At 61.8% G+C, this 25,446-nt stretch carries 31 protein-coding genes and 2 pseudogenes; 20 read left to right on the forward strand and 13 right to left on the reverse strand.

The window, feature by feature from the left end; genetic code table 11:
• The first annotated feature begins 98 nt into the window (after window positions 1-98).
• The 3 genes from AB6806_RS20415 to AB6806_RS20425 all read left to right on the forward strand — a co-directional run bounded on the left by AB6806_RS20415 (window position 99) and on the right by AB6806_RS20425 (window position 1,127).
• Complete coding sequence (locus AB6806_RS20415) at window positions 99-284, forward strand: hypothetical protein (RefSeq protein ID WP_142021083.1); 186 nt, start codon at window positions 99-101, stop codon at window positions 282-284.
• Between the two features lie 297 nt (window positions 285-581).
• Window positions 582-821 (forward strand): hypothetical protein, encoded by a 240-nt coding sequence (locus AB6806_RS20420; RefSeq protein ID WP_112764430.1) that lies wholly within the window; start codon window positions 582-584, stop codon window positions 819-821.
• Between the two features lie 9 nt (window positions 822-830).
• The gene (locus tag AB6806_RS20425; protein ID WP_038366155.1) at window positions 831-1,127 is read left to right on the forward strand and encodes a SemiSWEET family sugar transporter; all 297 of its coding nucleotides are present in this window, start codon (window positions 831-833) and stop codon (window positions 1,125-1,127) included.
• Between the two features lie 248 nt (window positions 1,128-1,375).
• Here AB6806_RS20425 and AB6806_RS20430 read toward each other — a convergent pair whose 3' ends face one another.
• From AB6806_RS20430 to AB6806_RS20445, 4 genes are all read right to left on the reverse strand, one after another.
• Complete coding sequence (locus AB6806_RS20430; RefSeq protein WP_370955390.1) at window positions 1,376-2,254, reverse strand: alpha/beta fold hydrolase; 879 nt, start codon at window positions 2,252-2,254, stop codon at window positions 1,376-1,378.
• A gap of 394 nt (window positions 2,255-2,648) precedes the next feature.
• Window positions 2,649-3,257, reverse strand: coding sequence for a cysteine hydrolase family protein (locus tag AB6806_RS20435; protein WP_370955391.1), 609 nt, complete (start codon window positions 3,255-3,257; stop codon window positions 2,649-2,651).
• A gap of 32 nt (window positions 3,258-3,289) precedes the next feature.
• Window positions 3,290-3,832, reverse strand: a complete 543-nt coding sequence (locus tag AB6806_RS20440) for a hypothetical protein (protein ID WP_370955392.1) — start codon at window positions 3,830-3,832, stop codon at window positions 3,290-3,292.
• 91 nt (window positions 3,833-3,923) lie between these two features.
• Window positions 3,924-4,418 carry a YciE/YciF ferroxidase family protein gene (locus tag AB6806_RS20445; protein ID WP_038366149.1) on the reverse strand — a complete coding sequence of 165 codons (495 nt, stop codon included), beginning with the start codon at window positions 4,416-4,418 and terminating at the stop codon, window positions 3,924-3,926.
• Window positions 4,419-4,757: 339 nt separating this feature from the next.
• Between AB6806_RS20445 and AB6806_RS20450 the strand changes: the two genes are divergently transcribed.
• The 3 genes from AB6806_RS20450 to AB6806_RS20460 all read left to right on the forward strand — a co-directional run bounded on the left by AB6806_RS20450 (window position 4,758) and on the right by AB6806_RS20460 (window position 9,415).
• Window positions 4,758-5,975: an MFS transporter gene (locus tag AB6806_RS20450; protein ID WP_370955393.1), complete on the forward strand. Its 1,218-nt coding sequence runs from the start codon at window positions 4,758-4,760 to the stop codon at window positions 5,973-5,975.
• A gap of 74 nt (window positions 5,976-6,049) precedes the next feature.
• Window positions 6,050-7,102: a glycosyltransferase family 4 protein gene (locus AB6806_RS20455; RefSeq protein ID WP_370955394.1), complete on the forward strand. Its 1,053-nt coding sequence runs from the start codon at window positions 6,050-6,052 to the stop codon at window positions 7,100-7,102.
• 63 nt (window positions 7,103-7,165) lie between these two features.
• Window positions 7,166-9,415, forward strand: coding sequence for an amylo-alpha-1,6-glucosidase (locus AB6806_RS20460; RefSeq protein WP_370955395.1), 2,250 nt, complete (start codon window positions 7,166-7,168; stop codon window positions 9,413-9,415).
• 81 nt (window positions 9,416-9,496) lie between these two features.
• On the opposite strand, the gene AB6806_RS20465 is transcribed toward AB6806_RS20460, so the two are convergent.
• The gene (locus AB6806_RS20465; RefSeq protein ID WP_370955522.1) at window positions 9,497-9,649 is read right to left on the reverse strand and encodes a DUF1236 domain-containing protein; all 153 of its coding nucleotides are present in this window, start codon (window positions 9,647-9,649) and stop codon (window positions 9,497-9,499) included.
• 435 nt (window positions 9,650-10,084) lie between these two features.
• Here AB6806_RS20465 and AB6806_RS20470 point away from each other — a divergent pair, with 435 nt between their 5' ends.
• On the forward strand, window positions 10,085-11,395 hold the full coding sequence (locus tag AB6806_RS20470) for an NRAMP family divalent metal transporter (RefSeq protein ID WP_370955396.1): 1,311 nt from the start codon (window positions 10,085-10,087) through the stop codon (window positions 11,393-11,395).
• 667 nt (window positions 11,396-12,062) lie between these two features.
• Here AB6806_RS20470 and AB6806_RS20475 read toward each other — a convergent pair.
• Window positions 12,063-12,497 carry a hypothetical protein gene (locus AB6806_RS20475; protein WP_370955397.1) on the reverse strand — a complete coding sequence of 145 codons (435 nt, stop codon included), beginning with the start codon at window positions 12,495-12,497 and terminating at the stop codon, window positions 12,063-12,065.
• Between the two features lie 63 nt (window positions 12,498-12,560).
• On the opposite strand from AB6806_RS20475, the gene AB6806_RS20480 reads away from it, so the two are divergent.
• Entirely contained in the window at window positions 12,561-13,016 is a 456-nt protein-coding gene (locus tag AB6806_RS20480) for a Ros/MucR family transcriptional regulator (RefSeq protein ID WP_370955398.1), read from the forward strand.
• A gap of 393 nt (window positions 13,017-13,409) precedes the next feature.
• A complete protein-coding gene (locus AB6806_RS20485) occupies window positions 13,410-13,697 on the forward strand; it encodes a hypothetical protein (RefSeq protein ID WP_370955399.1) in 288 nt (95 codons plus the stop codon).
• A 257-nt stretch (window positions 13,698-13,954) separates the two neighbouring features.
• On the opposite strand, the gene AB6806_RS20490 is transcribed toward AB6806_RS20485, so the two are convergent.
• The 3 genes and pseudogenes from AB6806_RS20490 to istA all read right to left on the reverse strand — a co-directional run.
• A complete protein-coding gene (locus AB6806_RS20490) occupies window positions 13,955-14,161 on the reverse strand; it encodes a hypothetical protein (protein WP_370955400.1) in 207 nt (68 codons plus the stop codon).
• Window positions 14,158-15,066 carry an FAD-dependent oxidoreductase gene (locus tag AB6806_RS20495; protein ID WP_370955401.1) on the reverse strand — a complete coding sequence of 303 codons (909 nt, stop codon included), beginning with the start codon at window positions 15,064-15,066 and terminating at the stop codon, window positions 14,158-14,160. The genes AB6806_RS20490 and AB6806_RS20495 overlap by 4 nt, the downstream gene beginning before the upstream one ends.
• Window positions 15,067-15,100: 34 nt before the next feature.
• Window positions 15,101-15,965 (reverse strand): annotated as a pseudogene (gene istA, locus AB6806_RS20500) (IS21 family transposase); the annotation flags it as partial.
• Window positions 15,966-16,242: 277 nt separating this feature from the next.
• On the opposite strand from istA, the gene AB6806_RS20505 reads away from it, so the two are divergent.
• The 4 genes from AB6806_RS20505 (at window position 16,243) to AB6806_RS20520 (ending at window position 19,587) form a co-directional block, all read left to right on the forward strand.
• The gene (locus AB6806_RS20505) at window positions 16,243-17,682 is read left to right on the forward strand and encodes a DUF7125 family protein (RefSeq protein WP_370955402.1); all 1,440 of its coding nucleotides are present in this window, start codon (window positions 16,243-16,245) and stop codon (window positions 17,680-17,682) included.
• A gap of 7 nt (window positions 17,683-17,689) precedes the next feature.
• Entirely contained in the window at window positions 17,690-18,718 is a 1,029-nt protein-coding gene (locus tag AB6806_RS20510) for a sensor histidine kinase (protein ID WP_370955523.1), read from the forward strand.
• Between the two features lie 79 nt (window positions 18,719-18,797).
• Window positions 18,798-19,124: a response regulator gene (locus tag AB6806_RS20515; protein WP_370955403.1), complete on the forward strand. Its 327-nt coding sequence runs from the start codon at window positions 18,798-18,800 to the stop codon at window positions 19,122-19,124.
• 136 nt (window positions 19,125-19,260) lie between these two features.
• Window positions 19,261-19,587 carry a helix-turn-helix domain-containing protein gene (locus AB6806_RS20520; protein ID WP_370955404.1) on the forward strand — a complete coding sequence of 109 codons (327 nt, stop codon included), beginning with the start codon at window positions 19,261-19,263 and terminating at the stop codon, window positions 19,585-19,587.
• On the opposite strand, the pseudogene AB6806_RS20525 reads toward AB6806_RS20520, so the two are convergent.
• Window positions 19,560-20,132: pseudogene (locus AB6806_RS20525) on the reverse strand (UdgX family uracil-DNA binding protein); the annotation flags it as partial. The gene AB6806_RS20520 and the pseudogene AB6806_RS20525 sit on opposite strands and share 28 nt — an antisense overlap.
• Window positions 20,133-20,294: 162 nt before the next feature.
• Between AB6806_RS20525 and AB6806_RS20530 the strand changes: the two are divergent.
• Complete coding sequence (locus AB6806_RS20530; protein WP_370955405.1) at window positions 20,295-20,432, forward strand: hypothetical protein; 138 nt, start codon at window positions 20,295-20,297, stop codon at window positions 20,430-20,432.
• A 12-nt stretch (window positions 20,433-20,444) separates the two neighbouring features.
• On the opposite strand, the gene AB6806_RS20535 is transcribed toward AB6806_RS20530, so the two are convergent.
• Window positions 20,445-21,314 (reverse strand): hypothetical protein, encoded by an 870-nt coding sequence (locus AB6806_RS20535; RefSeq protein WP_370955406.1) that lies wholly within the window; start codon window positions 21,312-21,314, stop codon window positions 20,445-20,447.
• A 248-nt stretch (window positions 21,315-21,562) separates the two neighbouring features.
• Here AB6806_RS20535 and AB6806_RS20540 point away from each other — a divergent pair, with 248 nt between their 5' ends.
• The 6 genes from AB6806_RS20540 to AB6806_RS20565 all read left to right on the forward strand — a co-directional run bounded on the left by AB6806_RS20540 (window position 21,563) and on the right by AB6806_RS20565 (window position 24,366).
• Window positions 21,563-21,751, forward strand: coding sequence for a hypothetical protein (locus AB6806_RS20540; protein WP_370955407.1), 189 nt, complete (start codon window positions 21,563-21,565; stop codon window positions 21,749-21,751).
• Between the two features lie 633 nt (window positions 21,752-22,384).
• A complete protein-coding gene (locus AB6806_RS20545) occupies window positions 22,385-22,684 on the forward strand; it encodes a hypothetical protein (protein ID WP_370955408.1) in 300 nt (99 codons plus the stop codon).
• Window positions 22,685-22,696: 12 nt separating this feature from the next.
• A complete protein-coding gene (locus tag AB6806_RS20550; protein ID WP_370955409.1) occupies window positions 22,697-23,233 on the forward strand; it encodes a hypothetical protein in 537 nt (178 codons plus the stop codon).
• A gap of 89 nt (window positions 23,234-23,322) precedes the next feature.
• Window positions 23,323-23,826 (forward strand): YciE/YciF ferroxidase family protein, encoded by a 504-nt coding sequence (locus tag AB6806_RS20555; protein ID WP_370955410.1) that lies wholly within the window; start codon window positions 23,323-23,325, stop codon window positions 23,824-23,826.
• Window positions 23,827-23,888: 62 nt separating this feature from the next.
• Entirely contained in the window at window positions 23,889-24,140 is a 252-nt protein-coding gene (locus AB6806_RS20560; RefSeq protein ID WP_370955411.1) for a hypothetical protein, read from the forward strand.
• On the forward strand, window positions 24,121-24,366 hold the full coding sequence (locus tag AB6806_RS20565; protein WP_370955412.1) for a hypothetical protein: 246 nt from the start codon (window positions 24,121-24,123) through the stop codon (window positions 24,364-24,366). Before AB6806_RS20560 ends, AB6806_RS20565 begins: the two co-directional genes overlap by 20 nt.
• Before the next feature lie 11 nt (window positions 24,367-24,377).
• Here AB6806_RS20565 and AB6806_RS20570 read toward each other — a convergent pair whose 3' ends face one another.
• Window positions 24,378-25,235, reverse strand: a complete 858-nt coding sequence (locus AB6806_RS20570; RefSeq protein WP_370955413.1) for an SDR family oxidoreductase — start codon at window positions 25,233-25,235, stop codon at window positions 24,378-24,380.
• Between the two features lie 22 nt (window positions 25,236-25,257).
• Complete coding sequence (locus AB6806_RS20575; protein ID WP_370955524.1) at window positions 25,258-25,446, reverse strand: DUF3008 family protein; 189 nt, start codon at window positions 25,444-25,446, stop codon at window positions 25,258-25,260.

Here is a 25,446-nt window from a genome sequence, read left to right on the forward strand (position 1 = left end):
CCGTGCGAATGTCGGCGCTTGTTGCCGAGCTCTTACTGGAACGAGCGCGGGACCACAGCGTTCAGTCTCCACTCAGTCAAAGAGTCAAGGAGACATCCGTGGAGAACGAGCATAACCCCGCAGTCGAGAGCCTTCGCCGGGAACAAAAGACGCAACGTAGGGAAGAGCGAGAACTGACACCCGATCAGAAGCTGGACAGGGCGCTCAAGGATACTTTTCCGGCGAGTGACCCTGTTGCCGAGCAGGTTCCGATCACGCCGGGTGCGGCGGAGGAAACGAAATGATCCGGGCTGCATTTTCCAGTCTGGCTGGAGCCTGGATTGCTCGGAACGTCGAGCGAGGCGAAATCCCCGAGAGATTTGCTGTTCCCTTGACACTGCTGGCAACCAGGTTGCCCACGCCGGTCATGCTTGCCGGGGCGGTGGGCTATGGCTTGTATCGGCTTAATCTGGAAGCCTGGGCTTTGCGCGCGAGGGATATCTCACCGAAGCCTGGCACAGAGAGTGCGGCGCGCGGCGCGACGTCTCGGTCCCGCCGAAATGGCAGAACGTCACGCAAGCCTATCGGAAAACAGGCTGCGGATGTTTAAGCCGCAGATGTCGATGCTTGCATTCGAGGCGCAGCAGGTCGTGTGGCTGCGCGGGATCGAACTCGCAAGGGGTGGTCCAGCCGCGAAACGAGAGGCTGCTCGGATGGTCAACGAAAAAACCGCGGCAAGCCGGCAGGCCGTGTTGAAAGGCCGCATCAGGTACGGCACCGAAGGCATTGTTCGTGGGTATCAGCGCAAGGTCCGGGCAAATGCTCGTCGCCTGTCTCGATAGGCGACTGTGATGAAGTGGATCGCGGTTGCTGGCACATTCGCGGCGGTGTGCTCGACGATCAGTTTCGTGCCTCAGGCCTGGCGGATCGTCAGAACACGCGATACGCAGGCGATCTCTCCGGTGACCTACAGTTTCACCGTCACGGGCTTCGCTCTCTGGACCGTATATGGACTTGGTCTGGGTGAGTGGCCTCTCATTGTCACGAATAGCATCTGTTTTGTTCTTTCCGCTTTCATCTTGGTGATGACGCTTCTACCACGGGGAAAGAAGGATGCCGTGGCGGATCGAATCGATCCATCCTCCTAGGGTCAGGCATGCTACGCTATCTCCGCCGTCGGCTCCCTCGGACATCACCCACTCGATACCGACCGGACCCTGCTCGCGGGCGACATGCCAGCCAAGGAACTCGTTGATAGGGTGCGGGATGATGAACGCTCATTCCCGGTCGTGAATAATGGACCTTGGTGGCGCGAATTCCATCGAAGGCTCAGGCGGGTCCATGTACCTGCGGTCGAGAGGCTTCCGTGGTTTCGTGGCGATTGCCAGGTGCTTCTTCAAATAGAATCTCGAGTTCCAGCGTCTTGAAAAAACCCATCGAGCGCCCGGGCCAGTTCGACGGGGGCCTCCTCCGCCATATGATGCCCGCTGGGAATGGAGGCTCCGCGAACGTCATTGGCCCATCTGCGCCATACCGCGACCACATCGCCATAGAGATGCACCAAGTCATCTCTCTCCGACCAGAGCGCCAGGACGGGGCAATCGAGCTTGCGGGCGTTGGCACGGTCGTCGCGATCATGGTCTGCGTCGATAGTCAAACCTGCCCGATAATCCTCGATCATCGTGTGCACCGTGATCGGATCAGAAATGGCTTCGCGGAAGTCTGCAAAATTTTCCTTGCCCATTTCTGCCGGCGAGCCGCCATACCAGGCTAGGGGATCGGTCCCGATCGCGCGTTCCGGTTTCTCCGGCTGGGCATAAAAAAACCAGTGCCACCAGCGCTGGGCGAACTCCAAACGGCAGCGCTCCAGGGCCTCCAGGATCGGAACACTGTCCAAAACCGCCAGTCTACGAACCCGTGTGGGATGGTCCATCGCCATCCGAAACGCGACATACGAACCTCTGTCGTGTCCCGCGACACCGAAGGAGTCGTGCCCAAGCTGGTTCATCAGCTCGACCAGAGCTTGTGCCTTCGCCCTCTTGGATGAGTTTACATAGTCGGACCGGTCGGCAGGCTTATATGAGCCGCCGAACCCGGGGAGGTCTGGGCAGATCACCGTATGGCGTTCCCGCAGGAGCGTGGCGACTCTGTGCCAAGTCGTATGCGTGCGGGGATGACCGTGGAGAAGCAGAAGCGGTGGGCCGCTTCCGCCAACGCGAAACCGGATCGCTCCTCTCGTCAGCTCGATTGCCGCGAGCTTGAATCCTTCGAACATTCGCTGACCCTCCGCGTGAGGTAACAACGATTATTCCAGAGCGTTGTTCGGTCGCAGCTCCTTCGGGAAGAGAACCCGTTCTTCCACCGTTCGAATGGTAGTCCGCGGCGTTGGAAGCCTCCTCGAGGACCATTCCCTTCAGAAAAACCCATTGTCCTTACATTCGTCGCGAAGGCGACTACGTTAGGCGTCCAGGCCCAGCCATCCACGACGTCGCCGATCCCGGCGCCGAAGGCGAAGGCCGGCAGATGCGCTCCCTCATCACGGCAAGGCAAACCAGATCGCTTCGCTGGAAGGTCGCAACGCTGAAAGCGGATCTTCGAGCGCGGCGGATCTCCCAGAACACCGACGAAATACAGCAGCCTCAGTTCGCGGGTTGCCGGTGTGCCACCCGCTACCGCCACTGTACCAGGACCTCGCTGGTGGAAGCGGCCTCGATTTGCTGGCTGAAGCGGGAAAGGTACAGTTCCATCAGTGCGTCGTGCGTTGCGTCAGATGAGCTGCACAAGGCGTCGATGACCAGTACGACCCGCAGGCCTCGATCGACGGCTCCAAGCACGGTCGCGAGAACACAGACATCGGTCTCGCCGCCGGTGATGATGACCGTATCGATTTCACGCTCGGCGATGAAGTGATCGAGGCGGCCTTCGCTCCAGGGTGAGTAAACCCTCTTGTCCAGCACATGGGCGGGCGGAACGAACCGCTCAAGAGAGGGCAGGAGGCGGACGGCTTCAACGCCGGCCCTTTCCAAGGTGACCTCCGGCCATCTCCGATAATAGCGCTGCCATGTGCCGCGCCCGTCCCCCTCGCGCTCGGCCGGGATGAAGCGGGTGAAGAGAGTCCGTTCCGGGTGAGATCGGCATAATTCCTCGACCGCCGGCAGAACCTTCTGGAGCCAAGGGAAGGCCCAAGGGTAACCCGGCCCGAAAAGTCGCTGCATGTCGACGCAAAGGTGAATGCAGTTCAGGCCGAGCTCGCCATGCACCAGCCCATGGGCCGCCATTATTCATCCCTTCAAGAAAATCTCTCCGGCGATCAGGTCTTGCGGATCGAACGGATCATTGCGCTGCGTCGACCGGCGGGCTGACCATCTCCGGATGATTCTGCTGGGTCCGCTTCATGCTTCGCCGCCGCGAAACTCTCGGTATCGCCGCGTTCGAACGGGGGATGCGCTCCCGTCGGGTGACGAGACATCGGGTTTGGACCTGCCCGAGTTTCGTCTGCGGCGCCGGGCTGACCTGGCCGTTGCGCAGTTTGGGTATATCCAGGCGCTGATGCATCCCCCTGACCCAGGGAGGATTTGCGAGCGTCCCACTGCCTCACCGCTGCAATGAGTTCTGCCAATTCCTCTGCCTGCGGACTGCCCTCCTTGGCGTCGGACAGACTCCGAATCCGCGCGGCCGCTTCGGTATAGGCTTCCGCTGTCGTTATGCGCATGGGGTTTCCTTCCGCACTCTGCCACTTGGTAACGGCGTCTTCGACCAGCCCGCTCGCCGGTTTGCGAAGGTGGGTCACCGCCGCGCCGCTCGTCAGAATCCAATCGCTGCCGGAGCGGCGGATTTCGAATGTCGCCGTCATCTCGTTCGCAAGCTCCCGGAGATTGCGGGATCGCTAAGGTCCGCATGCTCCGGGAGCGGGCGCCCTTCGGTTGCGATGCACCAAAGGGGCATCAGGCTGCCTTCTTGTTCGCCGAGGAGATGCCGATCTTAGACAGAAGCTGATCAGTCTTGGTTTCCTCGCTCAGCGTCTGGTCGAGGAGGGTTACGGCCTGCTTCAGGCCCAACTCATTAGCCCAGGTCTTGAGAGTGCCGTAGCGGGCGATTTCGTAGTGCTCGACGGCCTGAGCGGCGGCGACCAGACCCGCGTCGATCGCGGGACTGCCCTCGAACTCTTCGATGATGCTCTTTCCCTCGTCGATGATGCCGAGGATAGCGTCGCAAGTCTTGCCGCGAGGCGCCTTCCCGAGAAGCTCGAACACCTCGGCGAGCCGCTCGACATGGGTTTCGGTTTCGTCCCGATGGGTCTCGAACGCCTTTTTGACCTCCGGCGAAGTGGCTGCGCGCGCCATCTTCGGCAAAGCCTTCAGGATCTGCTTCTCGGCATAATAGATGTCCTTGAGCGTATCGAGAAAGAGGTCGTCGAGCTTCTTGGGTTCAGCGGCCATTGGAGCCTCCTGGCTGGATGTGAAAACCCCTTAACCGCACTGGCCGACTTGGGTTCCAGTCTTCAGCGGGGCGATATTTGCGACCGAAAGATGGAGGCCGGCGTTGCTGGCCAGAGGAGCTCTCGCCCTATGAGCGAACGAACATTCCGGGTCATTGCTAGTCCCAGGCGATTGCGATGCGCGGATGGCGATTTGGGGGGCGGCGGGCCCAGCTCGCCGCCGCACGGAACCGTGACTCGTCGACAACGATTACTGGCTGTGGCGCTAGGAAAAGGCTCCAGCGGAACACCGTTTCGCTCCGGCCTTGCTGAGCGTGGGCACTTGCGAAGCGAGGAGCGAATGTCGCATCGGGCAAGCCTCGATTGGCTGAACTTCCTGCTGGCGGATCTGCGCGGCGGGCTGGGGCCCTACGTCAATGTCTTCCTGCTCACGGAGGTCGGCTGGGACCAAGCGAAGATCGGAGCCTTGCTAACCGCCAGCGGTCTTATCGGTATTACTTTTCATGCGCCGATCGGCGCCTTGATCGACGCCACGCGCGCCAAGCGCGGTCTCATGATTGGTGGGGCCTGGCTCCTTGCGCTTCTGGGAACCGCCATTGCGACCTATCCGACGATAGCGGTCGTGTTCGTCGCGGATGTCAGTATGGCGCTTTTGGGGGCCGTCTTCGTACCCACGACCGCGGCGATCACGCTCGGGCTTTATGGCGCCCGCGACCTCGCCGCGCAGCTCGGCCGCAACGCCGCGTTCGACCGGTTTGGCAACCTGTTCATTGCCGCTTTGGCCGCGGTAGTCGGCACGCATTTCGGGCAACGTGGTGTCTTCTACATGCTTCCGCTGTTCGCCGGCCTCTCGATGATCGCCGTTCTTTCAATCCCAGCCGGCGCCCTCGATCATCAGCGCGCTCGCGGCCTCGATGAAGTCATCCCGGAAAATAATAGCCGGCCGTATCCATGGCGGCAATTGTTCGCCGAACGCCCCTTTACCGTGCTGGCGATCGGTACGGCGCTGTTTCATTTCGCCAATGCGCCGATGCTGGCTCTCGCTAGCCAGAAGCTGGCGCTCGAAGCAAAGGGCTTCGAGTCCGCCGTGACGTCTGCGGCGATCATCGTTGCCCAGCTTGCGACTATCCCGATGGCCTTCCTCGTTATGCGCGCCAACCGGATCGGCGCCAAGCCGCTGCTTATTCTGGCGTTCGCGGCTCTGCCGTTGCGAGGCATTCTGTTCTTCGCGGTCGACGATCCCTCCTGGATGATCGCCTTTCAGCTACTCGACGGGGTCGGAGCCGGGCTGTTCGATGTACTCCTGCCGCTCGTTCTGTACGGCGCCGTCCTGGGCAGCGGTCGCTACAACATGGCGCGCGGGATGCTCGGCGCCATTCAAGGCGTAGGAGGAGCGTCGAGCTATGCATTCGCTGGCAGCCTAGTCGTTTGGGGTGGTTACAGCATCGCCTTTGCCGTGCTCGCCGGGGTGGGCGTGATCGCTCTCCTCCTCATCCTGATGGCCATGCCAGAGACTGTCTCGAGTATACGTGCGGAAGCCCACGTCGAAGAGCTCTGATCGCGAACTTCTGGCCCGGACCGGCGTTGAAAATACGCTCGCATTCGCGGGCTAGATTGACCGGAGAACAAGGGATGCGGATCGCGCAAGTTGCGCCACTGGCGGAGTCGGTTCCTCCCCGATTGTATGGCGGCACGGAGCGAGTGGCGTCGTGGCTTACCGAGGAACTTGTGCGGCAGGGACATCGGGTCACCTTGTTCGCGTCCGGCGATTCCGAGACCTCTGCCGAACTGGTCGCCTGCGCACCGCAGGGCTTGCGGCTGGCAGGCATCCGAGATCACACGGCCAGCCACCTCGCCATGCTCGCGAAGGTCCGGGAACGGCAGGAGTCATTCGACATCATCCATTTCCATCTCGATCTGCTCCAGCACGCGATGTTCTCGGACCTGACCCATAAATGCGTGACGACGCTGCATGGTCGCCTGGACCTGCCTGATTTCCTCCCGGTCTATGAGGCCTTCCCGCGGATGCCGCTGATCTCGATTTCGGACGGACAGCGAAAACCCATGCCATCCACCGCGAACTGGCTGGCGACGGTCCACCACGGCCTGGGGCCGGGCCTGTGTCCGTTCGATCCGCGGGGAGGGGACTACCTTGCCTTTCTCGGACGGATCACGCCCGAGAAGCGACCTGACCGCGCGATCGAGATCGCCAAGCGTGCCGGCATGCGTCTGCGGGTCGCGGCGAAGGTCGATGCGGTCGACGAGGAATATTTTAGGTCTCAAATCGAGCCGCTGCTTGATCATCCGTTGATCGAGTTCATTGGAGAAATCGACGAGGCGCAGAAGGGGCCTTTTCTCGGCGGCGCCCGGGCGTTACTGTTTCCGATCGACTGGCCGGAGCCATTCGGCCTTGTCATGATCGAAGCGATGTCGGCAGGAACGCCCGTGATCGCTTGGCGCAACGGCTCCGTGCCGGAGATCCTCGGCGACGGCGTGTCCGGAATCATCGTTGACTCGATCGCTGAGGCCATTTCGGCCTGTGAACGCAGCGCCGCCATCGATCGTTTCCGAGTGCGGGCCCATTTTGAACAGCACTTCACTGCAGAGCGGATGGCAGGCGATTATCTCGTGGCATTCGACCGTCTTCTGTCCTCGCCACAAGGTTACACCAAGGCCGCAGAATAGACGCAGAGCCATGAGCCAATCGGGTGAACGAACCGCCGGGCCTCCGACGAGGAGTAACTTGGAATGCATGAGCAGATCGCTGCCTCAAGACAGCCGGAAATTGCCGGACGATCTGAGCCTTCGTCCGATCATGCCCTTGATGCGCATCCCTCGCTCGTCGAGCGTCCGCTGCGGACCTTGAAATCCGGCGACACTTTTGCCGTCCTCGATAGCCACGGCGACATCGGGATCACGCCGGACACCTCCGAGGGCTTGTTCTGCAACGACACCCGGCATCTCTCTCGGCTGGAACTGTTCTTCGAGGACAAGCGCCCCTTGCTCCTCGGCTCGGTAATCCAGGACGACAACACCGCCTTGACGGTGGATCTCGCCAATCCTGAGATTATCCGGAGTGACGGATCAACCGCCATTCCCCGGGACGCCATCGCGATCGAGCGGACGAAGTTCCTTTGGAACGCGGTCTGTTACGAACGGGTCGGGTTGCGCAACTTTGACCGGGTCCCGCATGAGTTCACGCTGTCCTTGTCCTTCGGCGCGGATTTTCGGGATCTTTTTGAAGTTCGCGGTATGAAGCGCGCCCGGCGCGGCGAGACGGAGACGCAGATCGCGTCGGAGGGGGTCCGCTTCGCGTATCGCGGCCTCGACGACAGGGTTAGAAGAACGGTTCTGCGCTTCAAGCCCAACCCATACGAATTGAGGAATGGCCTGGCCTCGTTCCGTTTCCGCCTCGAACCAGGCGAGCGGACCTCGCTTCTCCTGACTGCCGCTTGCGATTTGGTTGAGGCTTCGAGGGGCGATATCCTGCCCATCGGTACCGCGCCCGGCGCGCCGCCGCTGGAGTTCGCCAGGGCCTACCAGAATGCCCGCCGGGGCCTTCGTGCGCTGACGGCTAACGTATCTAAGGTCAAGTCGTCGAACGCCCTCTTCACCGACCTGATGAGCCGGTCGACCTCGGATCTCTATACACTCGTGACCCGCGGAGCCGACGGGCTCTACCCCTATGCCGGGATTCCCTGGTTCTCCACCATGTTCGGACGGGACGGGATCATTACGGCGATGATGCTCTTGTGGGCCGATCCGGCGGTGGCACGTGGGGTCTTGCTGCATCTGGCGCGGGCGCAGGCCGTAAGCAGCGACCCGGTTGCGGATGCGCAGCCCGGCAAGATCCTTCATGAACGGCGAAGCGGCGAGATGGCCAATCTGGGGGAAGTGCCGTTCGGATTCTACTACGGCTCCGTCGACGCCACGCCACTCTTCGTCATGCTCGCGGGCCAGTATTTCGACCGTACCGGCGATCTCGCGACGATCCAGCGGCTCTGGAAGAACATCGAGGCTGCGCTCCTATGGTGCGACACATACGGAGATCGCGACGGAGACGGTTTCATTGAATACTTTCGCGAGACCGAAAACGGACTCGCCAACCAGGGCTGGAAGGACAGCCATGATTCGATTTCCCATGCGGATGGATCGTTGGCGCGGGGCCCGATCGCGCTCGTCGAGGTTCAGGCCTATGCCTATGCCGCCAAACGGGCGGGGGCCGTCATGGCCCGCGCCCAAGGCTTCGACTTGCGCGCCGACGAGCTGACGCAGCAGGCACTGGTGTTACGCGAGCGCTTCGACCGGGCCTTTTGGTGCGAGGAGATCGGCTCCTATGCGCTGGCGCTCGATGGCGACAAGCGTCCCTGCCGAGTTCGTTCTTCGAATGCGGGACACGCTCTGTTCGGAGGCATCGCGTACCCGGAGCGCGCCGAGCGGATTGCTCGAACTCTCATGAACGAAGGCAGCTTCAGCGGCTGGGGTATCCGGACACTGAATACTGGGGAAGTGCGCTACAATCCGATGTCCTATCACAATGGCTCGGTCTGGCCGCACGACAATGCCTTGATCGCCATCGGCTTGGGTGCCTACGGCTTCAAATTGGAGGCCTCGCGCCTATTCGAAGCCATCTTCAACGTCGCGACCCATCAGGAACAGCAGCGCTTGCCGGAGCTGTTCTGCGGCTTTTTGCGAAAGTCGCGCCGCGGGCCGACGGCCTATCCGGTGGCCTGCTCGCCTCAAGCCTGGGCCGCGGCAGCTCCCTTCGCGATGCTGTCCGCCTGCCTCGGCTTAGAGCTTCCCGCGGCGGCAAACGAGGTCAAGCTCGTCGACCCTGTCCTACCGTCTTTCCTCGACGATGTGATTATTCACGAGCTGACCTTGGGCGATTCCCAGTTCGACCTTCGCGTACACCGCCACCAAAGCGATATCACGCTCAACGTCCTGAAGCGCTGGGACGAAAGCAACGCGCGGGTCACGATGATCAAAACGAGGTAGCCGCAGCCAGTTCCGGACATCACGCCAGATAGATTTCAAAGCGCCCGATCTCCTCAGAGGTGATCGGGCGCTTCGGCAGGCTCACTCGATCACTTGGATGATCTTGCGCGAGGTCGGCTCCACCAGGACCGTCTTGTCGTTGACGATGGCATAGCGGTACTGGACGCCGACATCTGCCGGGAGCGTATGCAACGTCACCGATGACGGCAGAGCCGCGCCGACGGACAGTTTCAGTCACTTTCACTGAAGCCGGCTTTTCCTTCATCACGTAGGTCTTCACTTTGCTCTGCTGGTCCGTCGTGATGGTGGTGGTCGACGTCTGCGCAATTGCCGTTGAGCAGACGAGGCATGCAGCGAGCGATGTTGCGATAAGAGTGCGCATTGAGGTTCTCCCCTTTGGTCCCCCCGCTGGTCCGCTAACCTCGCTGCGTCTCACTTGTTCCGGCTCGCTGTGACGGGCTTGGCCAGGTCGGGAATTCACCCGTACCGATCGCCGCGCTACGCGTTGGGAAGGTCGCGATTGAATCGGCGAACCTGATGTGCCGCGGCATGGCCCCCTCCGAGGAACCGCCAGCTCGGCAATATCGTTGATCAGGTTGCCAGGGCATATTCCGTCCAACTGCGGAGCCGACCTTCGCCTGGCGGGAGCTGCCGCCGGGAACGCAGAACTTGGTTGCCGACTCCTCCCCTCGGTCCGAGCCCGGGTCCGCTTGCGATCCGGTCGTCGAACCTAGTAAGCGGCTGCCCACGTTGCTGGGTCCTGGGCTGGTCACGGGCGCGTCCGACGACGATCCCAGCGGTATCGCCACCTATTCGCAGGCAGGGGCTCAGTTCGGCCATGGCGCAAGCTGGTCGCTCGTCCTGACATACCCCTTGATGGTGGCGATCCAGATCATCAGCGCCCGGGTGGGCCGGACGACGGGACGCGGCCTCGCCGGGAATATTGCGCGTTGCTACCCAAGATGGGTGGCCTATGCCGTGACCATCCCTCTGCTGGTGGCCAACATCATCAATATTGGAGCCGACCTCGGCGCGATGGGCGACGCCCTGAAGATGTTGGCCGGAGGTCCCGCCCACATCTACGTCGCGTTCTTCGGTGCAATCTGCATCGGCTTGCAGGTTCTGATGGAATACAAGCGCTACGTCGCGGTGCTGAAATGGCTGTCGCTGGTTCTCTTGGCCTATGTCGCAGCGCTGTTCGTCGTGAAGGTCGACTGGCTGACCGTTGCGACGAGCATTGTGCTGCCCAGGCTTTCGTTCGACGCGGACTATCTGTCGATCGTCGTCGCCATTTTCGGGACCACCATCAGCCCGTATTTGTTTTTCTGGCAAGCTTCGCAGGAGGCGGAGGACCTCAAGGAGAAGCCTCGGGAAGAGCCTCTCGTCGAACATCCCGAACAGGCAACGCCTGCGCGCGAACGGATTCAGCTCGACACGGCGGTCGGCATGGCGATCTCCAACCTAATTGCGCTGGCGATCGTGACGACAACGGCCTCGACCTTGAACCCGGCTGGACTGACGGACATTCAGAGTTCGGTCGATGCGGCCAAAGCCCTGGAGCCGATCGCCGGCTCCTTCGCGAAGGCGATCTTCGCGATCGGCATTCTCGGAACGGGCATCCTGGCGGTGCCGGTTCTGGCGGGTTCGGCAGCCTATGCGATCGGAGAAGCCGCCAAATGGCCCGTCGGCCTGTCCCGGGAGCCGCGAGAGGCGAAGGCTTTCTATCTGGCTGTCTCGGTCGCCACGGCCATCGGCGTCGCCTTGAACTTCACGTCAGTCGACCCGATCAAGGCGCTGGTCTGGAGCGCCATGATCAACGGCGTGGTCGCCGTGCCAATCATGGTGATCCTGATGCTTCTGGCGGCCGATCCGAAGATCATGAAGCAGTTCGTGATCGGGCGGGCTTTGAAAGTGCTCGGGTGGATCGCCACAGCGGCGATGGCCGCGGCGGTCATCGGGATGGCGATCACTGCGATCTGAGCGCCGAGACCAACTTCGTGCACCGCCATTCGCTACCCGCTCACAGGCGAGCGCTGGCTCTCAAATGTAACCACGCCGCCAGGCTCATATGTTCCAAAGCCTGACGAGCAGGACAGCGACCGCAATTGCATTCGAAGGGGCCATCCGGGCATCGCCGACGATCTTCGAGAGAGCGACATGGTATCGGTCGCCAGCCCAAGCGTGAGAAGCCGTCTGGCACGGAGACGCGGCGGAAGGTCTTAGATACGCCGAGGCGTATCTGACATTTATTTGCTTTGCCGTATACGGCGTACCTAAGGGGCGCGCCGTGGACCAGATAGCCTGAACGCCTAAGCAAATCGGAGACGCCATCCGCCGGCAGCGCCGCAAGATCGGCTTGAACCAAACGAGCGTCGGGGATCGAACGAAGCTGCGTCAAGCGACCATCTCGGCTGTAGAGAGTGGCGCGCCAGGGAGGCAGTTCGGAACGCGTTGCGACATTCTTCCCGCGCTTGACCTCGAGTTCATTATCCGCGCCAGGACGAGGGCAAAGCCGGCAGAGATCGAGGACATCTTTTGATCGCCCGCTCGGCTGTATCCCGCTCAATGTCTTCCTGAACGGCCGTCTCGTCGGCGGCTGAACAGGCAATCCAGCGGCGCGATCGATGGCCGTAAAGGCGCGACCTGTTTAGGGCCGCTGCGGATTTCGTGGGGCCTGCAAATCCGTCGGACTTTTGGGGGCGTCTCGCTGATCGATTTGGCCGGCCTTTTCCTCGCGAAGCGTCTTGGCGTGGTAGATGTTAAAGCCGATGAAGATCGTAACGATGATCGCGGCGATGGTCACGACAATCAGAAGCGCGCCTTTGGCAGCTTGGCGAGGCGGCGGTGGTGGATGTTCCGGCACGGATCTTCCCCAAATTGTATCGCCGGTAAACGCGGAGCGTCGGAAGCCGTTCCTCTGCAGCAAATGAATCGTCGGCAGCGCCGGAGTTTTTCCATCTGGCTCGCGCGATCTTCGATTTGGATGCAGATCCGGTTGGACCGCGCGTTTTAGCGATTGGTTGTCGAATTTCTGCGTCTGAACGTTGAGAATTAATGAAAGTTCTTCTAGATTTGTTGCCAAATAAAAACTCTGTAATAAAAGGGTTGAATCGTAAGCTCTCGTTAGAGGCCGAGGAGATTGAAATTGTCAGAAAACAACGGAGCGCTCGGCGACCTGGTCGCGCATATCGTTTCGGCATTTGTCGCGCACAATAGCGTGCCAACGGCTGAGCTTCCGGCGTTGATTGCTAGCACGCACGCTGCGCTGGCCGGACTTGGCCAAGCTCCCGCGCCGGTGCTCGAGGAAAAAGCCACCCCGGCAGTGTCGATCAAGAAGTCGATCACCCCCGACTTCTTGATATGCTTGGAGGACGGCAAGCGTTTCAAATCTTTAAAACGGCACCTGCGCACCGCCTTCGACATGTCGCCCGATCAATATCGTGCGAAATGGAACCTTCCGCCCGACTATCCTATGGTCGCGCCGAACTATGCCGAGGCTCGCTCGCAGCTTGCGAAGAAAATGGGCCTCGGCAATGAGCGTCGGAAGACAGCGCCGGAGCCTGCGACTCCGAAGCGCGGTCGGGTCAAGGCGTCAGCTTGAGGCATTTCAGCCGGCGCGACGGTCGAGTTCGCGCCGGATTTGGTATGCGCGCTAAGTCCACCGGTATCAGTACCCGAAACGCTATCAGATCGAAGCGACGTCGCCGACGTCGACTGATCGCCAGCAATTTTTCGTCGCGGCTGCTTCGGCAGAAGAGGCAATGACCAGACATGGCGATAGCAGTCTGCCATGACCAGCCGGGTCTGAACCTGCAGTCCAGGCTGAGGTATCGAGATCGACATGGATCAGATCAGGCCGAATAGGTCATGTAGTGGCTCTAGCCCGAGGGCGCTTACCCGTTCGACAAGATGGTCGCGGCATCAGCTCACCCTTGCAATAACAGTCAAGGAACAAACCCCAACCCAATGGCTTCCTCCAATGAAGGAGAATGCCATGCAAAAGCCACGTGAGAATCCAACATTGCTCGAAGATGAGCGGCGCTTGGTCACACCAGCGGAAAGCCCGCTCGCTTCCGATTCGGTGCAAACCGGCAGGCGAACGAGCGACCGTACCAATGTGCACGACGAAGGCAGCGATGCGAACGATACCCCAGGCGGCCTGAGCGAGGCCGAGGAGGCCGTGCGGAAGGCAGCAGAGGATATTCCCGTGGGCAACAGCCCCGAGGGACCGACCGAATCCGTACCGGTTTTTGATCGCGGAAGCTTGCCACCCAAAGTTTAGCAGACGAGTCACCACCGACCGGCCAGCCAACTGTAGATTAGGAGAAAGCCGAGAGCGAAGAGAGCGGCTGCCAGGGTGAGCGACGAGTGGAAGCGCATGCGCAGCCGCCGGTCCTCATTGATGTTTTCCATGAGATCGGCTTGCTTCACCCCAGTGCCGGAGGTGTTTAGAACCGCCCGGCGGGTAAATCTGAGCTTGTGCTGAGCAGCAAAGCGCAAGGACGGAGACACTGGCGCGAAAGGACATGTCGCTCTCCTTCAAGTGAGTCGCCAAGGTCCCGATCGGTTGGAATCGGGCTTGCCGTTGACGGGCGTCTCCAAGCTGAAGAGGACGGTGGACACGCCATAATCCGCGGAGTCCTGCGACGCCTTGAGTAGGCCCAGTCCGAGTACCCCGAGCACGGCGTCATAAAACTTCCTGCTCCGGGCGACGTCATTGGTGCCGAGCGAGACATGATGGATCATGACGATGCCTCGACGTCCGCGAGAGGTCCGATCGCCGGGGCGTTCAGGACGCTGCCGTCCGGCGCGAAATGCGATCCGTGACAGGGGCAGTCCCAGCATTCCTCGAACGAGTTCCAGTGAAGGTGGCAGCCGAGATGCGTGCATGCCGCCGACTTCTCGATGACCTCGCCCTTCTCGGTCCGGTAGGCCGCGATCTTGCTGATTCCGGGCCTGACGATCGCGCCTTGTCCGGGCTTAAGCTCATCGATGGAGGACAGCTCCCCAGGTGCGAGATATTCGGCGAAGTTCTTCACCGCTGTGATGTTCTCGCTCACATAGGTCGACGCGGCCTTGATGGGCTTGCGGTCGGGATCGTAGACCGCGGCGAACTCATTCTCCCGACCCAGGATCAGGTCGGGAATGAGCAGGCTGGCAACGACGCCGTGAGTGATGCCTTGCCCGGAATCGCCCGTGGAAACGAGCACGCGTTTGCTTCCCGCCTCCCGTCCGATGAAGCCGCAATAATCGAGCGTGTCCATGACCTGGCCAGACCAGCGATAGCGCTCGGGACCGAGATCCGGGATGAGGGTCTTGGCCCAGGAGGTGAGAGCGGCGAAACGTGCATCGGCGTCATCCGCCTCGCCCGTCTTGTGATCCTCGCCACCAACGATCACGATGTCCTTGCCATCCTCGCCGGACGTGAGGCGGACGTAGTGATAGGGATCCTGGGTGTCCCAGTAGAGGGCGTCGTCGAGCTTCCCGGTCTCGATCTCGAAGCCCATGGCATAGGTCCGGTAGGGCGCCTGCTTCGTGTGCAGGGCGACGAGGTCATGGATCGGTGAGTTGGTCGCGATCACGGCATGACCAGCCGTGACGGTGTGGCCCGACTCCAGCTTCAGCTCGACCCGGCCGTCCTTCTCGTTCACCTCGACGACCGGAGTGTCGGGATGGAGACACGCGCCGTTCTCCGATCGTCCCGGCATGCCGCCCGGCCCGCTCGCATTGCCGGAGCCGGCATCGCTCGGCCAGCCTGGCGTTCAGCGCCTCGAAGCTCGCGTCCACCGGGATCGGCGTCATGAAGTTCGAGCGGGCGTATTTGACCAGCCCCTCGACCTTGCCCTTGTCGTTGCCCTTGCCGGGACGGCCGAACCGGTCCTGGAACAGATAATGACTGACCAACTCGGTGAAGGCGCGGGTTCGCTCGCGCTTGCCGTCGCCGCAGATCTTCGCCACCGCGATGCGCGTGTTGTCATAGAGGATCGACAGCGGCGTCCCTTCGAAGAAGCCGAAGGCACAGACATGACCGTCCAGAAAAGCTCCCGTCGTCTCTCGCGGATAGGCCTTCACGAAGCAGGCGTCGGACTGCGGCAGGTCCATGCAGAAGAAATGGATCTTCTGACGGACCCCGCCGATCACAGCGATCGCCTCGCCAAAGTCGACCTGAGCGTGCCCAGGCGGATGCGCCAGAGGCACAAATCTCGCGCCCACGCGTCCGGCCGATCCGCACGTAATCCTTCACCACCGTGTAGCCGCCGGCAAAACCGTGCTCGTCGCGAAGACGCTCGAAGATCCGCTTGGCCGTATGACGCTGCTTCACCGGCGCGCCCTTGTCCGCATCCAGGATCGCGTCGATCACCGGCAGCAGCGGGCCCAGCTTCGGCTTCTCGGCAGGCTTCGTTCGCGTGTACCCCGGCGGCAGCGAGAACCGGCACATCTTCGCAATCGTCTCGCGGCTGAGACCAAAGACTCGCGCCGCCTCGCGACGGCTCTTCCCCTGATTGAAAACAAAATCCCGAACCGCCGCGTAGACCTCCACAGCGAACATCCCCGGCAACCCCAAAAGGGACCAGCCTATCCACTGGCCGACTTTTACGCCGCCCGCGACACCACAAACGGCGGCGCTCCACATGGTTTTGTCACCGCCCTACACAGCCGGTTCGGCCCATGGCCGCTGATCCTCCCTTGGCTATCCGCCGCCCTGCCGCTGGCTCCGGATCTTCGTTCTCCATTGCGCGCTGGCACGCGAGTCAATGGCACGCGGAACGGTTATTGGGGTTGTGCGTTCTCAGCTGCAGTTGATGCTCTGATATGTGGGGGCGCATTTGGCTGGCGGCAGGAAACAGGCAGCCGTGAGTACGGGCATTGCCGGACTCGACGATATTCTGAGGGGCGGTTTACCAGCCTCCAACCTCTATATTCTTCAGGGCGAACCGGGCTCCGGCAAGACCACTGCTGCACTCCAGTTCCTGAAGGCGGGTGCGGCCGCTGGGGAACGCTGCATCTATGTCAGCTTATCGCAGACGAGGGCGGAGCTCGAAGCGATCGCCGCGTCTCACGGCTGGACATTGGACGGCATCCGCGTCGAGGAGCTGTCGGCGTCGGATGCGGTCAACGGCGCCGCCGACCAGACAATCTTTCAGACGGCCGAACTGCGGCTCGACGAAACCAGAAAAGCGATCGAAGAAGCGATCGAGCAGCATAAGCCCAGCCGCCTGGTCTATGATTCTCTCCTCGAAATCAGACTGATCACCGGCGACACGCCGCGCTTTCGCCGTGAGCTCATAGCCTTCAAGGCGTTTCTCGCGAAGCGAGATGTCGTGGCATTGCTCCTCGACACGAAAGTACGACATGCCCAGAACACCGGCGAGGAGGTCGAAGGGATCGCCCATGGCGTGATCTGCCTTGATAAGTCGCTGGAGGAATATGGCTCCGTCCGCCGTCGCGTCGAGGTCAGCAAAATGCGCGGCGTACCCATAGCCGACGGCTATCACGACATGGCGATCCGTGAAGGCGAAGGTGTGATCGTGTTTCCACGGCTTGTGCCGGGTGCCGCAGCAGAGACCGTCAAGCCGCAATTGATCAAATCCGGCGTCGACGAGCTCGACAAGATGTTCGGCGGCGGACAGGAGGCTGGAACCACCACGCTCGTGATCGGCCAGGCAGGCACCGGCAAGTCCACCATGGCATCCCTTTACGCGACTGCGGCGCTGAAGCGCGGCGAAAGCGTCGCCCTGTTCTTGTTCGAGGAGCGCATCGAGACTTTCTTCCGGCGTTCCGAGGGGTTGGGCATGGATCTGAGGCAGTTCCATGACGACGGCCAACTCATCATCCGTGATTTCAATCCCAACGAAATTTCGCCAGGCGAGTTCGGCCAAATCGTGCAGCAGGCCGTTAGCAGCGACAAAGTGCGGGTCGTGGTGATCGACAGCTTCACCGGTTATCTCAACTCGCTGCCGAATCGCGAGAAAGCGGTGCGGGATATCCAATCGCTCCTCAAATACCTCGCCCGCGCCGGCGTTCTGACGATGCTGATCGTCGCACAGCACGGGCTGCTCGGCGAGGATGTCGGCATCGACGTCGATGTGAGTTTCCTAGGGGACACAGTGCTCCTGCTGCGCATCATCGAGCATGGCGAGCGTCTCAGGCGCAGCATCACGGTGGTGAAGAAGCGGCACGGCCCGCATGATCTCGACGTACGCGAGCTCTTCATCCAGAGTTCCGGCGTCACGGTCGTCGCTTACAATCCACTCCCAGAATCGTGAGCGAATGGTGTCCAGTGTCGATCGCTCATTGGACTGGGTATTGATCCTTGCCCCCTACCGCAGGGACGCGGAATATTTGGGCGCACTCCTCGACGAACACGAAGTGGCCGTAAGGCAGGCTACCGGCCCAGACGAACTCGCCTCGCGGCTGACCGAGGCGCCGGGCATGCTGGTTGTGACCCATGAGGCGCTCAATCCGTCGGTGTTGAGCATCATCGCGGAACATCTTGTCGATCAACCGGATTGGTCTGAGATGCCAATCATCGTCCTCCTCGATGGGGCGGCGCCCCATGCGAAAATCCGTGCGGAACTCAGCAAGACGTGGCCGCGCTCACGCCAGATATTCTTTCAGCGGCCGGTGGGGTCATTGGAGTTGCTCAGCGGTCTTCAGTCCGCACTGCTCGCGAGGCTGCGGCAGCGGGACGTGAGGGACCACATCGAGCGCGAAATTGAACTGCGACGGGAGCTCAATCACCGCGTCAAGAACATCCTTGCGAGTGTGACTGCGATATTTGGAATGACCCGACGAAGCGCGACGTCGATCGACGGGCTCGCCGACGATTTCTCGGGCCGGCTCACGGCCCTATCGGTCGTGCACTCGGCGATCTTCGAGGCAGGCGGAGAAACAGTCGATCTGGCCGACATCATCGGGCGGACCTGTTCGCCATATCGCGCAAACGGGGAAAATCTCATCATAGCCGAAGGACCGCGGATCCAACTGGGCCGGGACGCTGGTACGACGCTTGGCCTGTGCCTCCACGAGCTTGCCACGAACGCTCTGAAATATGGCGCGCTGTCACGTCCGGAGGGGCGGGTGCATCTCACCTGGAGCCTCAAGTCGACAAGCGAACCGACCCTGACGATAAGCTGGATCGAAAGCGGCGGTCCTCCGGTCGCCGAGCCACCCAAGGCCGGCTACGGGACGCGGTATATCCGGTCCGCCCTGCAGGGGCTGTTCGGTGTCCCTCCCGAAATCGTCTTCCATCCGGAAGGCCTGCGCTGCATCGCGGCGGGGCCATTTTCGCGATTTCGGTGAAATCCGGCTTGAGGCTTGTACCATGAGAGCTCCGCTCGCACCGCTCCGCATCTTCTACCTTGAGGATAACCCTCTCATCGTGTTCCACATCGAGGCGATGATCGAGGATCTTGGGCACATCTTCGCAGGCTCCGCCAGCAGCTTTGCCGAGCTGAAAATGAGGTTCGACACATTCCAGATCGACGGTGCGCTGGTGGACATCGACCTTGCCGATGGTCGAACAGGACCACTCGCCGCAGCGTGGTTGCAAGAACGCGGCGTCGCAAGCATCTTCGTCACTGGCCAGACGGAGGTCGCCGCCGAGCATGCGGCGGCGGCGCTTGGAACAATTGCCAAGCCCGTACCTGTGGAGGTTCTGGGTGAAAAGCTCGAATTGCTCAGGAAACATGTGAAGTCGTTTGGCTGACCGAGAGCATCCATTTTGCGCGCATCGGCGAAGGCGACGTCACGGCTTCGTCGGTGCGCGGAACCGTTGCGCTTCCACCTAGAAGCCACTCGATCGGAAGAAACAAAGCTTCGCAGCACGGATGTATTCGTGAGACTTGTGCACGGGTGGGCGAGAGGTAACCCAGGCCGAGTGGTGGCCTCCGCCATGGCACGGCTACGCGCTTACTCGTTGCGGCGAGACCCTGGCCAGCGACATCATTCCGATCACTCATCACGATCTCGCCCATACGCTGGGCGTGCGCCGGTCCGGCGTGACGGTCGCGCTCCATGTCATCGAGGGTGAGCGCCTGATCCGCTTGTCGCGAGCGCGCGTCCAGATCATCGACAGCAAGGGGCTTACCGCCTTTTCACAGTCACGCTCTCCTGACCGGCACCATTCGGCAAATGGCGGATTTCAAGCGGATGCGAGTTTTCGGATCTGACGGAGATCAGCGACAAATGCGTCGTAAGCCTGTGTTCGATCCTTTTCCTGCGGCAGTCGCAACAGGAAGGAGGGGTGAACCGTGATGAAGCCCAGCCGCTCCCCGAAATGGGTCGCGCCGCGATTGCGCGAGATCGGCAAGGCCTTCCCGGCCAAGGCCAGGACGGCGGTCGCACCCAAGGCGACGACGAGATGCGGGTTCACGAAATCCAGCTCCCGCTCGAGCCACCAGCGATAGTGCCTGACCTCCCCGGTTGTCGGCCGCTGGTGTATCCGCCGCTTGCCGCGCTGCTCGAACTTGAAGTGCTTGACGGCATTGGTCAGGTAGCTGGAGCGCCGGTCGATACCGGCTTCGTTGAGGGCCCGGTCGAGCAGTTGGCCCGCAGGGCCGACGAAAGGGCGGCCCTGCCGGTCCTCCTGATCGCCGGGCTGCTCGCCGACGAAGGCGATGGCCGCGCCCTCGGGGCCTTCTCCGAGGACGGCCCGGGTTGCGCCGGGAACGAGCGGGCCGGACGCCGTGATGGCAGCGTTGAGTTCTTCCAGACTCGTGACGTTCCGGATGGTTTCGGAGATTGCTTCATCGGTGGGGGGCATGGGCGATCTCCTGCATCGTGAGGGAAACGCGCCGGGAGCGAAAAGGATCGTCGTCCTCGATCACTCGGGGCTGAGCCGCGATGGACGGGTCGCGATTCCACCAAGGAGATCGTCATGATGTTCATCGAACAAATTCGGGAGGGTCTTGAGACCGTGGGGCCGTCCGGAGCAACGCTGATGCTGCGATCGGTTCAGGGTGAGGTGAAAAAGCTTCGGCCCGCCGAGGCGGGCCGAACAAGAGAGCTTCCATGATCCAGGGACCGATCACGGCGTCGGCTCGATCCGTAGGTTCTCGTCCCGATGTTCCCCGCCCAATGTGGCGGCCCACGAGGCGGCTGCAGCTCCGACGAGCAATGCGGCGGCCGTCAGGAACGCCGTCAGAACCGCGATCTTGCGTGCGCGCTCGGCCGCTTGCTTGGCGGTTTCCTTGGCTTGCGACAGCCGGGCATAGGCGTCATCGATGCGCTTCTGCGCATCCTGTTCGCTGATGCCGGAACGCGCGGCCAGCCGCGCGGCGAGATAATCCCGATCGCCCTGTTCGATCTTGCCGTTCGCGAGGGCGCTGACGAAGATCCGGGACGCCTCGTCGCGTTCCTGGGCGGTTGGCGGCTGCTGGCCGTTGGCGCGCATGACGTTGTCGAGCGCCATCGCGAGCGGGTCGGCATTCTGCGACACCAGCGACGCCACGCCCGAGCCGGCGTTCGCGACACCGTGGGCCGCCGTCTTCGCGGCGCCGAACAGCGATGACGTCGCGACGATGGTGATCAGGAGCGCTCCGGTCGCCCAGACGAGGAGGCCATGGATTGCATCGCGCACCCTGCGCTCCTCGCCATTGGCATCGAAGCTCGGCTGGCGCATGCGGCCTGCAAGATAGCCGCCGGCCATCGTGGCGGAGGCCATGACCCAGAGCGCCCAGAGGGCGCCGGCGATTGCCAGCGCCGTGGCGCTGGAGCTCCTTTCGAAATCGGCTGAGACCATCGACAGGCCGATCGCCGAGCCGAAGACCGTCATGATGGTTGAGATGGCGGTCGCGATCACCGCGCCGCCGATGATCGGTCCCCATTGCACATAGGAGCGGTTCTCCTTGTTGACGGTCACGGGAGCGACGACGACGTCCGTTCCAGACATGGACATGGCGAACTCCTATCGAAGACCGAGGAACGACAGGATGGCCATGATGACCACCACGAGACCGACGAGATAAATGATACTGTCCATGAGCCCCTCCTGCTGATGAGCGAAAGTGACAGGCAAACAGCCGTCGCAGCGGATTGGTTCCTGACGGGCGTACCCGGCCATCCCGCGTCGAGTCGTGAGCGGGCTGGAACTCCCGTGATGGAGGCCCGTTCTCCTTTGGGGGGCATTCCAGACAGGAGGCACCCATGCGAGACGGCCAAGGCAACAAGCTCAGCCCTGAAGAACAGCAGCGCGTGAAATCGATCCAGGGCGATCCGGGGACGGAGGCGACCACGAGGGTCTCGATCAATCCCGATCCCGAAAAGGATACTGGCGATGCCGACAAACCGCGTGTGAAGCCGGACGACAAGCCGGCGGCGGGCGCCGGCGAATAGCTGCCGGTCTTACCGAGCGTCTCGCTTGCATGCTTGCCGAAATCGATTTCGGGCAGGCGACCATCGGATCGAGGGAGAGACGAGACCTTACGGTCCATCAGGCTGGCGCGAACTCGACGAGGCGTTTCATCGCACAGTCTTGCCATGGCGGACACGATGCTTGTCCGCCCGGCTGCGTTCCGAACACGATGCTCACTATTCGCGGCGTGTTCGATCTGGACGGCAACAAGATCGAGGCCGTCACTCGTTCGTCCGAGGGAAGGCGGCGGCCAAGCGGCAGCAGCCGCCTATTCGTACTCCAACCAATTGGCAATGCCCTGTCGTGGGCTCGTAGAGCGCTGCGCCAAATGATTGAGCCCCTTCTCGGTCGTCGTCCACAGCGTGTCTGTGAACGCTTTCGGAAACGGCAAAGGGGTCTGGTTCAGGCGGCCGCTGACGGGTTTACGAGTCAAGCCCAAAGGACCAACGCCAGAGGCCCAATGACTTCGGCTTAGCCACTTGGCACTACCCCGGCATATGAAGAAAACGCCCCGCGGTTTGGCCACTGCGGATGCAAAATTCTGGCGGAACAGAAACGGCGCCTAGCTCGTTCGAAATCAGTGGACCATTCCACGAGTTTCGAGGAGCTTAAACATGAAGAAGCTTTTGCTCGCGTTTCTCATCGCGGCAACGACCTCCTTTGGTGCGCTCGCTCAGCCCGCGACCACGTCACCCGTACCATCGCCCAAGGGCGAAGCGGACAAGAATGCTCCGCTTCCAGGCGCGAATAGCTTCACCGAAGGACAGGCGAAGAGCCGTCTTGAGGCCAACGGCTATTCTCAGGTTGGTCCGCTGACCAAGGACGCCAATGGCGTCTGGAAGGGCAGCGCCACGCATGGCGGCGCCAAAGTGAACGTCACCGTCGACTATCGCGGCAACATCACCCGCCAGTAATCGGAGACTCCCATGACTCAGACACTGACGCGTTCCTATGAAAACTACGAGACCGCCCGCTCGGTGGTCGAAGCCCTCGAAGCCGAGGGCGTCAGCGCCGCTGACATCAGCGTGGTCGGTCGGCACGCCAAGGCCGATGACAGCAATGCCGGTGAAGGCGCCGGAATCGGCGCGGCGCTCGGCGGAGCAGCCGGTCTGCTCGCAGGTGTCGGACTGCTCGCCATTCCCGGGATCGGCCCGGTGGTGGCCGCAGGTTGGCTCGCGTCGACGGCAGCGGGCGCCGCGGCCGGTGGCGTCGCCGGCGGGATCGTCGGGGCACTGACCAGCGCCGGTCACAGCGAAGAGGATGCCAACTACTACGCAGAGACGATCCGGCGCGGGGGTAGTGTGGTTTCCGTTCGCGTAGCCGATGAGCACGTTCCGGCGGTTGAGGCCATCCTCGACGGGGCATCTCCCATCGACCGAGATGCCCGCCTCGCGGAATACCGTGCAGCAGGGTGGAACCGGTTCGACGAGACGGCGGAACCCTATCGTTCCACGGTGATCTGAACAAACCGTCCGGCTTTCGGAAGAGGGCAGACCAGCCCTCGGGAACGACCAAGCGCTGGGGGGATTTTTCTGCCAAAATGGAGAGCGGCATGGGTTGGTTTTCTAAAGACATCGCCACGATGGACGACCTCTTCGTCCATACGCTTCAGGACATTTATTACGCCGAGAACCAGATCAAGAAGGCGCTTCCGGACATGGTCGAAAAGGCGACCAGCCCGGATCTCAAGCGCGGCTTCGAAACGCATCTGCGCGAGACCGAGGGCCAGATCACGCGCCTGAAGGAGGTCTTCCGCCTGCATGGCGTTGAGGAAAAGGGCGTCACCTGCCCTGCGATCGACGGCATCCTCGAAGAGGCCAATGACGTCGCCGGCGAAGTCGAAGACAAGCAGGTGCTCGACGCAGCGCTGATTGCCGCGGCCCAGGCGGTGGAGCACTACGAGATCACGCGTTACGGCACGTTGGTCGCCTGGGCGAAGCAGCTCGGTCGCAATGACTGCGCGTCGCTCCTGAAGCAGAATCTCGACGAGGAAGCCGCGACCGACGAGAAACTCACCAAGTTCGCGCTGGACGGTATCAATCGCAAAGCTGCTTGAGCGCGCGGCCCCGCCGGACATCCGGCGGGTCTTTTTCTTTTCGGAGTGTACAGGAGGGCCCGATGCTCTCGTCCGAACCGTTTACTTCCGGCCGGGATGTCGCGCTGCGGATGAATGCAGCTTACCCGCACCGCGATTGGGTGGCGCTTCTGGCGGAGAGAGCCGGGAAGAGCCGGGACTTCGTGGAATGGCATCTTCAGGAAGATATGGCGCCACCGGAGGCTTTGTCGCGAGCCGCCTCCGAACTCCTCGACGAGATTGCTGCCAGCAACCAATCCGAATTGGACTCCAGCCATGACTTTCAAAAATCATGAGGAATATGAGGCTGCCGTACAGCGCGCCGCCGCGCTGAGCGACGCGCCGGCAGGTTCTCCGCAGGCAGCCGAGTTTCTACGGCTTACAGACAAGATCCGGCACTGGAATGAGGCGCACAGGGGCGAAAAGAGCCATGGTCCTGAACCGTCCGACAGCTTGCTCAAGCCGGACGATCTTCCTTTCTCGGGCCTGCCCGGCAATCTCGGAAAGCTCAACAAAGATTGACCCGCCTGCCATCACAGGATCGGATGACCGCCAGTTACCGCGATGGTGGAGCCTGAGACATAGCTCGAGAGTGGATCGGCGAGCATCACATAGGCCGTCGCGAGCTCCGCCGGTTGTCCCGGCCGCTTCATTGGGACCTGCTTGCCGAACTGCGTGACGCTCTCGCCCGTCATCGTCGAGGGGATCAGCGGTGTCCAGATCGGCCCGGGGGCTACGGCATTGGCCCGGATCCCTTTCTCCGCCAGCAACTGCGCCAGCCCGCCGGTGAAGTTCTGGATGGCTCCCTTGGTCGTGGCATAGGCGAGCAGGGTCGGATTGGGCTTGTCGGCGTTCACCGAGGCCGTGTTGATGATGCAGGAACCAGGCTTCATGTGCGGGACGGCAGCCTTGGTCAGGTAGAACATCGCGTGGATGTTCACCGCGAAGGTCAGTTGCCATTCTTCGTCCGAAATGTCGCCGATATCCTTGAAACTCGCCTGATGGGCAGCATTGTTGACGAGGATGTCGACGCCGCCGAATTCGGCCACGGCCCGGTCGACGATCTGGCGGCAATGGTCAGCTTCCTGGATGTCTCCGGACACCAGCACGGCTTTTCGTCCGGCCTTCTCGACCCAGCCGCGGGTTTCTTCGGCATCCTCGTCCTCGTTCAGATAGGATATCAGGACGTCCGCGCCCTCCCGCGCGAAAGCGATGGCAACAGCCCGCCCGATGCCGCTGTCGCCACCGGTTATGATGGCGCGCTTGCCCTTGAGACGACCCGAGCCGACATAGCTGTCCTCGCCATGGTCCGGTCGGGGCGTCATGGCATCGGTGCGCCCCGGCATCGGTTGCTGCTGCTCAGGGAAGGGCGGTTCGAAGTGTGATGTCATCGTTTTTTCCTCGAAACGCGAGTCAGTGCTTGCTCTTGTGCTCGGGTTTTCCCCTGCGCTTGGTCGAAGCCATCTTCTCGAGTTCGCTCTCGCTCATCGACTTTTCCATCGATTTTGATGTGCCCTTGAGCTTGCTTTCCTTGATGTCTCCCCGCTTGGCGGCGAGCGCGGCGCCCGCGGCCTTCTGTTGAGCGGCTGATTTTGCAGGCAT

It is taken from the genome of Allobosea sp. RCC_152_1, from assembly GCF_041360765.1.
GTDB lineage: Bacteria > Pseudomonadota > Alphaproteobacteria > Rhizobiales > Beijerinckiaceae > Allobosea > Allobosea spartocytisi.

Coding starts and splice junctions, on each gene's coding strand:
- AB6806_RS20485 (WP_370955399.1), top strand. CDS start 13,410: ATGCAAAAGCCACGTGAGAATCCAACATTGCTCGAAGATGAGCGGCGC.
- AB6806_RS20540 (WP_370955407.1), top strand. CDS start 21,563: ATGCGAGACGGCCAAGGCAACAAGCTCAGCCCTGAAGAACAGCAGCGC.
- AB6806_RS20535 (WP_370955406.1), bottom strand. CDS start 21,314: ATGTCCATGTCTGGAACGGACGTCGTCGTCGCTCCCGTGACCGTCAAC.
- AB6806_RS20425 (WP_038366155.1), top strand. CDS start 831: ATGAAGTGGATCGCGGTTGCTGGCACATTCGCGGCGGTGTGCTCGACG.
- AB6806_RS20560 (WP_370955411.1), top strand. CDS start 23,889: ATGCTCTCGTCCGAACCGTTTACTTCCGGCCGGGATGTCGCGCTGCGG.
- AB6806_RS20430 (WP_370955390.1), bottom strand. CDS start 2,254: ATGTTCGAAGGATTCAAGCTCGCGGCAATCGAGCTGACGAGAGGAGCG.
- AB6806_RS20550 (WP_370955409.1), top strand. CDS start 22,697: ATGACTCAGACACTGACGCGTTCCTATGAAAACTACGAGACCGCCCGC.
- AB6806_RS20455 (WP_370955394.1), top strand. CDS start 6,050: ATGCGGATCGCGCAAGTTGCGCCACTGGCGGAGTCGGTTCCTCCCCGA.
- AB6806_RS20565 (WP_370955412.1), top strand. CDS start 24,121: ATGACTTTCAAAAATCATGAGGAATATGAGGCTGCCGTACAGCGCGCC.
- AB6806_RS20440 (WP_370955392.1), bottom strand. CDS start 3,832: ATGACGGCGACATTCGAAATCCGCCGCTCCGGCAGCGATTGGATTCTG.
- AB6806_RS20545 (WP_370955408.1), top strand. CDS start 22,385: ATGAAGAAGCTTTTGCTCGCGTTTCTCATCGCGGCAACGACCTCCTTT.
- AB6806_RS20490 (WP_370955400.1), bottom strand. CDS start 14,161: ATGATCCATCATGTCTCGCTCGGCACCAATGACGTCGCCCGGAGCAGG.
- AB6806_RS20530 (WP_370955405.1), top strand. CDS start 20,295: ATGATGTTCATCGAACAAATTCGGGAGGGTCTTGAGACCGTGGGGCCG.
- AB6806_RS20420 (WP_112764430.1), top strand. CDS start 582: ATGTTTAAGCCGCAGATGTCGATGCTTGCATTCGAGGCGCAGCAGGTC.
- AB6806_RS20435 (WP_370955391.1), bottom strand. CDS start 3,257: ATGGCGGCCCATGGGCTGGTGCATGGCGAGCTCGGCCTGAACTGCATT.
- AB6806_RS20570 (WP_370955413.1), bottom strand. CDS start 25,235: ATGACATCACACTTCGAACCGCCCTTCCCTGAGCAGCAGCAACCGATG.
- AB6806_RS20460 (WP_370955395.1), top strand. CDS start 7,166: ATGCATGAGCAGATCGCTGCCTCAAGACAGCCGGAAATTGCCGGACGA.
- AB6806_RS20450 (WP_370955393.1), top strand. CDS start 4,758: ATGTCGCATCGGGCAAGCCTCGATTGGCTGAACTTCCTGCTGGCGGAT.
- AB6806_RS20555 (WP_370955410.1), top strand. CDS start 23,323: ATGGGTTGGTTTTCTAAAGACATCGCCACGATGGACGACCTCTTCGTC.
- AB6806_RS20445 (WP_038366149.1), bottom strand. CDS start 4,418: ATGGCCGCTGAACCCAAGAAGCTCGACGACCTCTTTCTCGATACGCTC.
- AB6806_RS20575 (WP_370955524.1), bottom strand. CDS start 25,446: ATGCCTGCAAAATCAGCCGCTCAACAGAAGGCCGCGGGCGCCGCGCTC.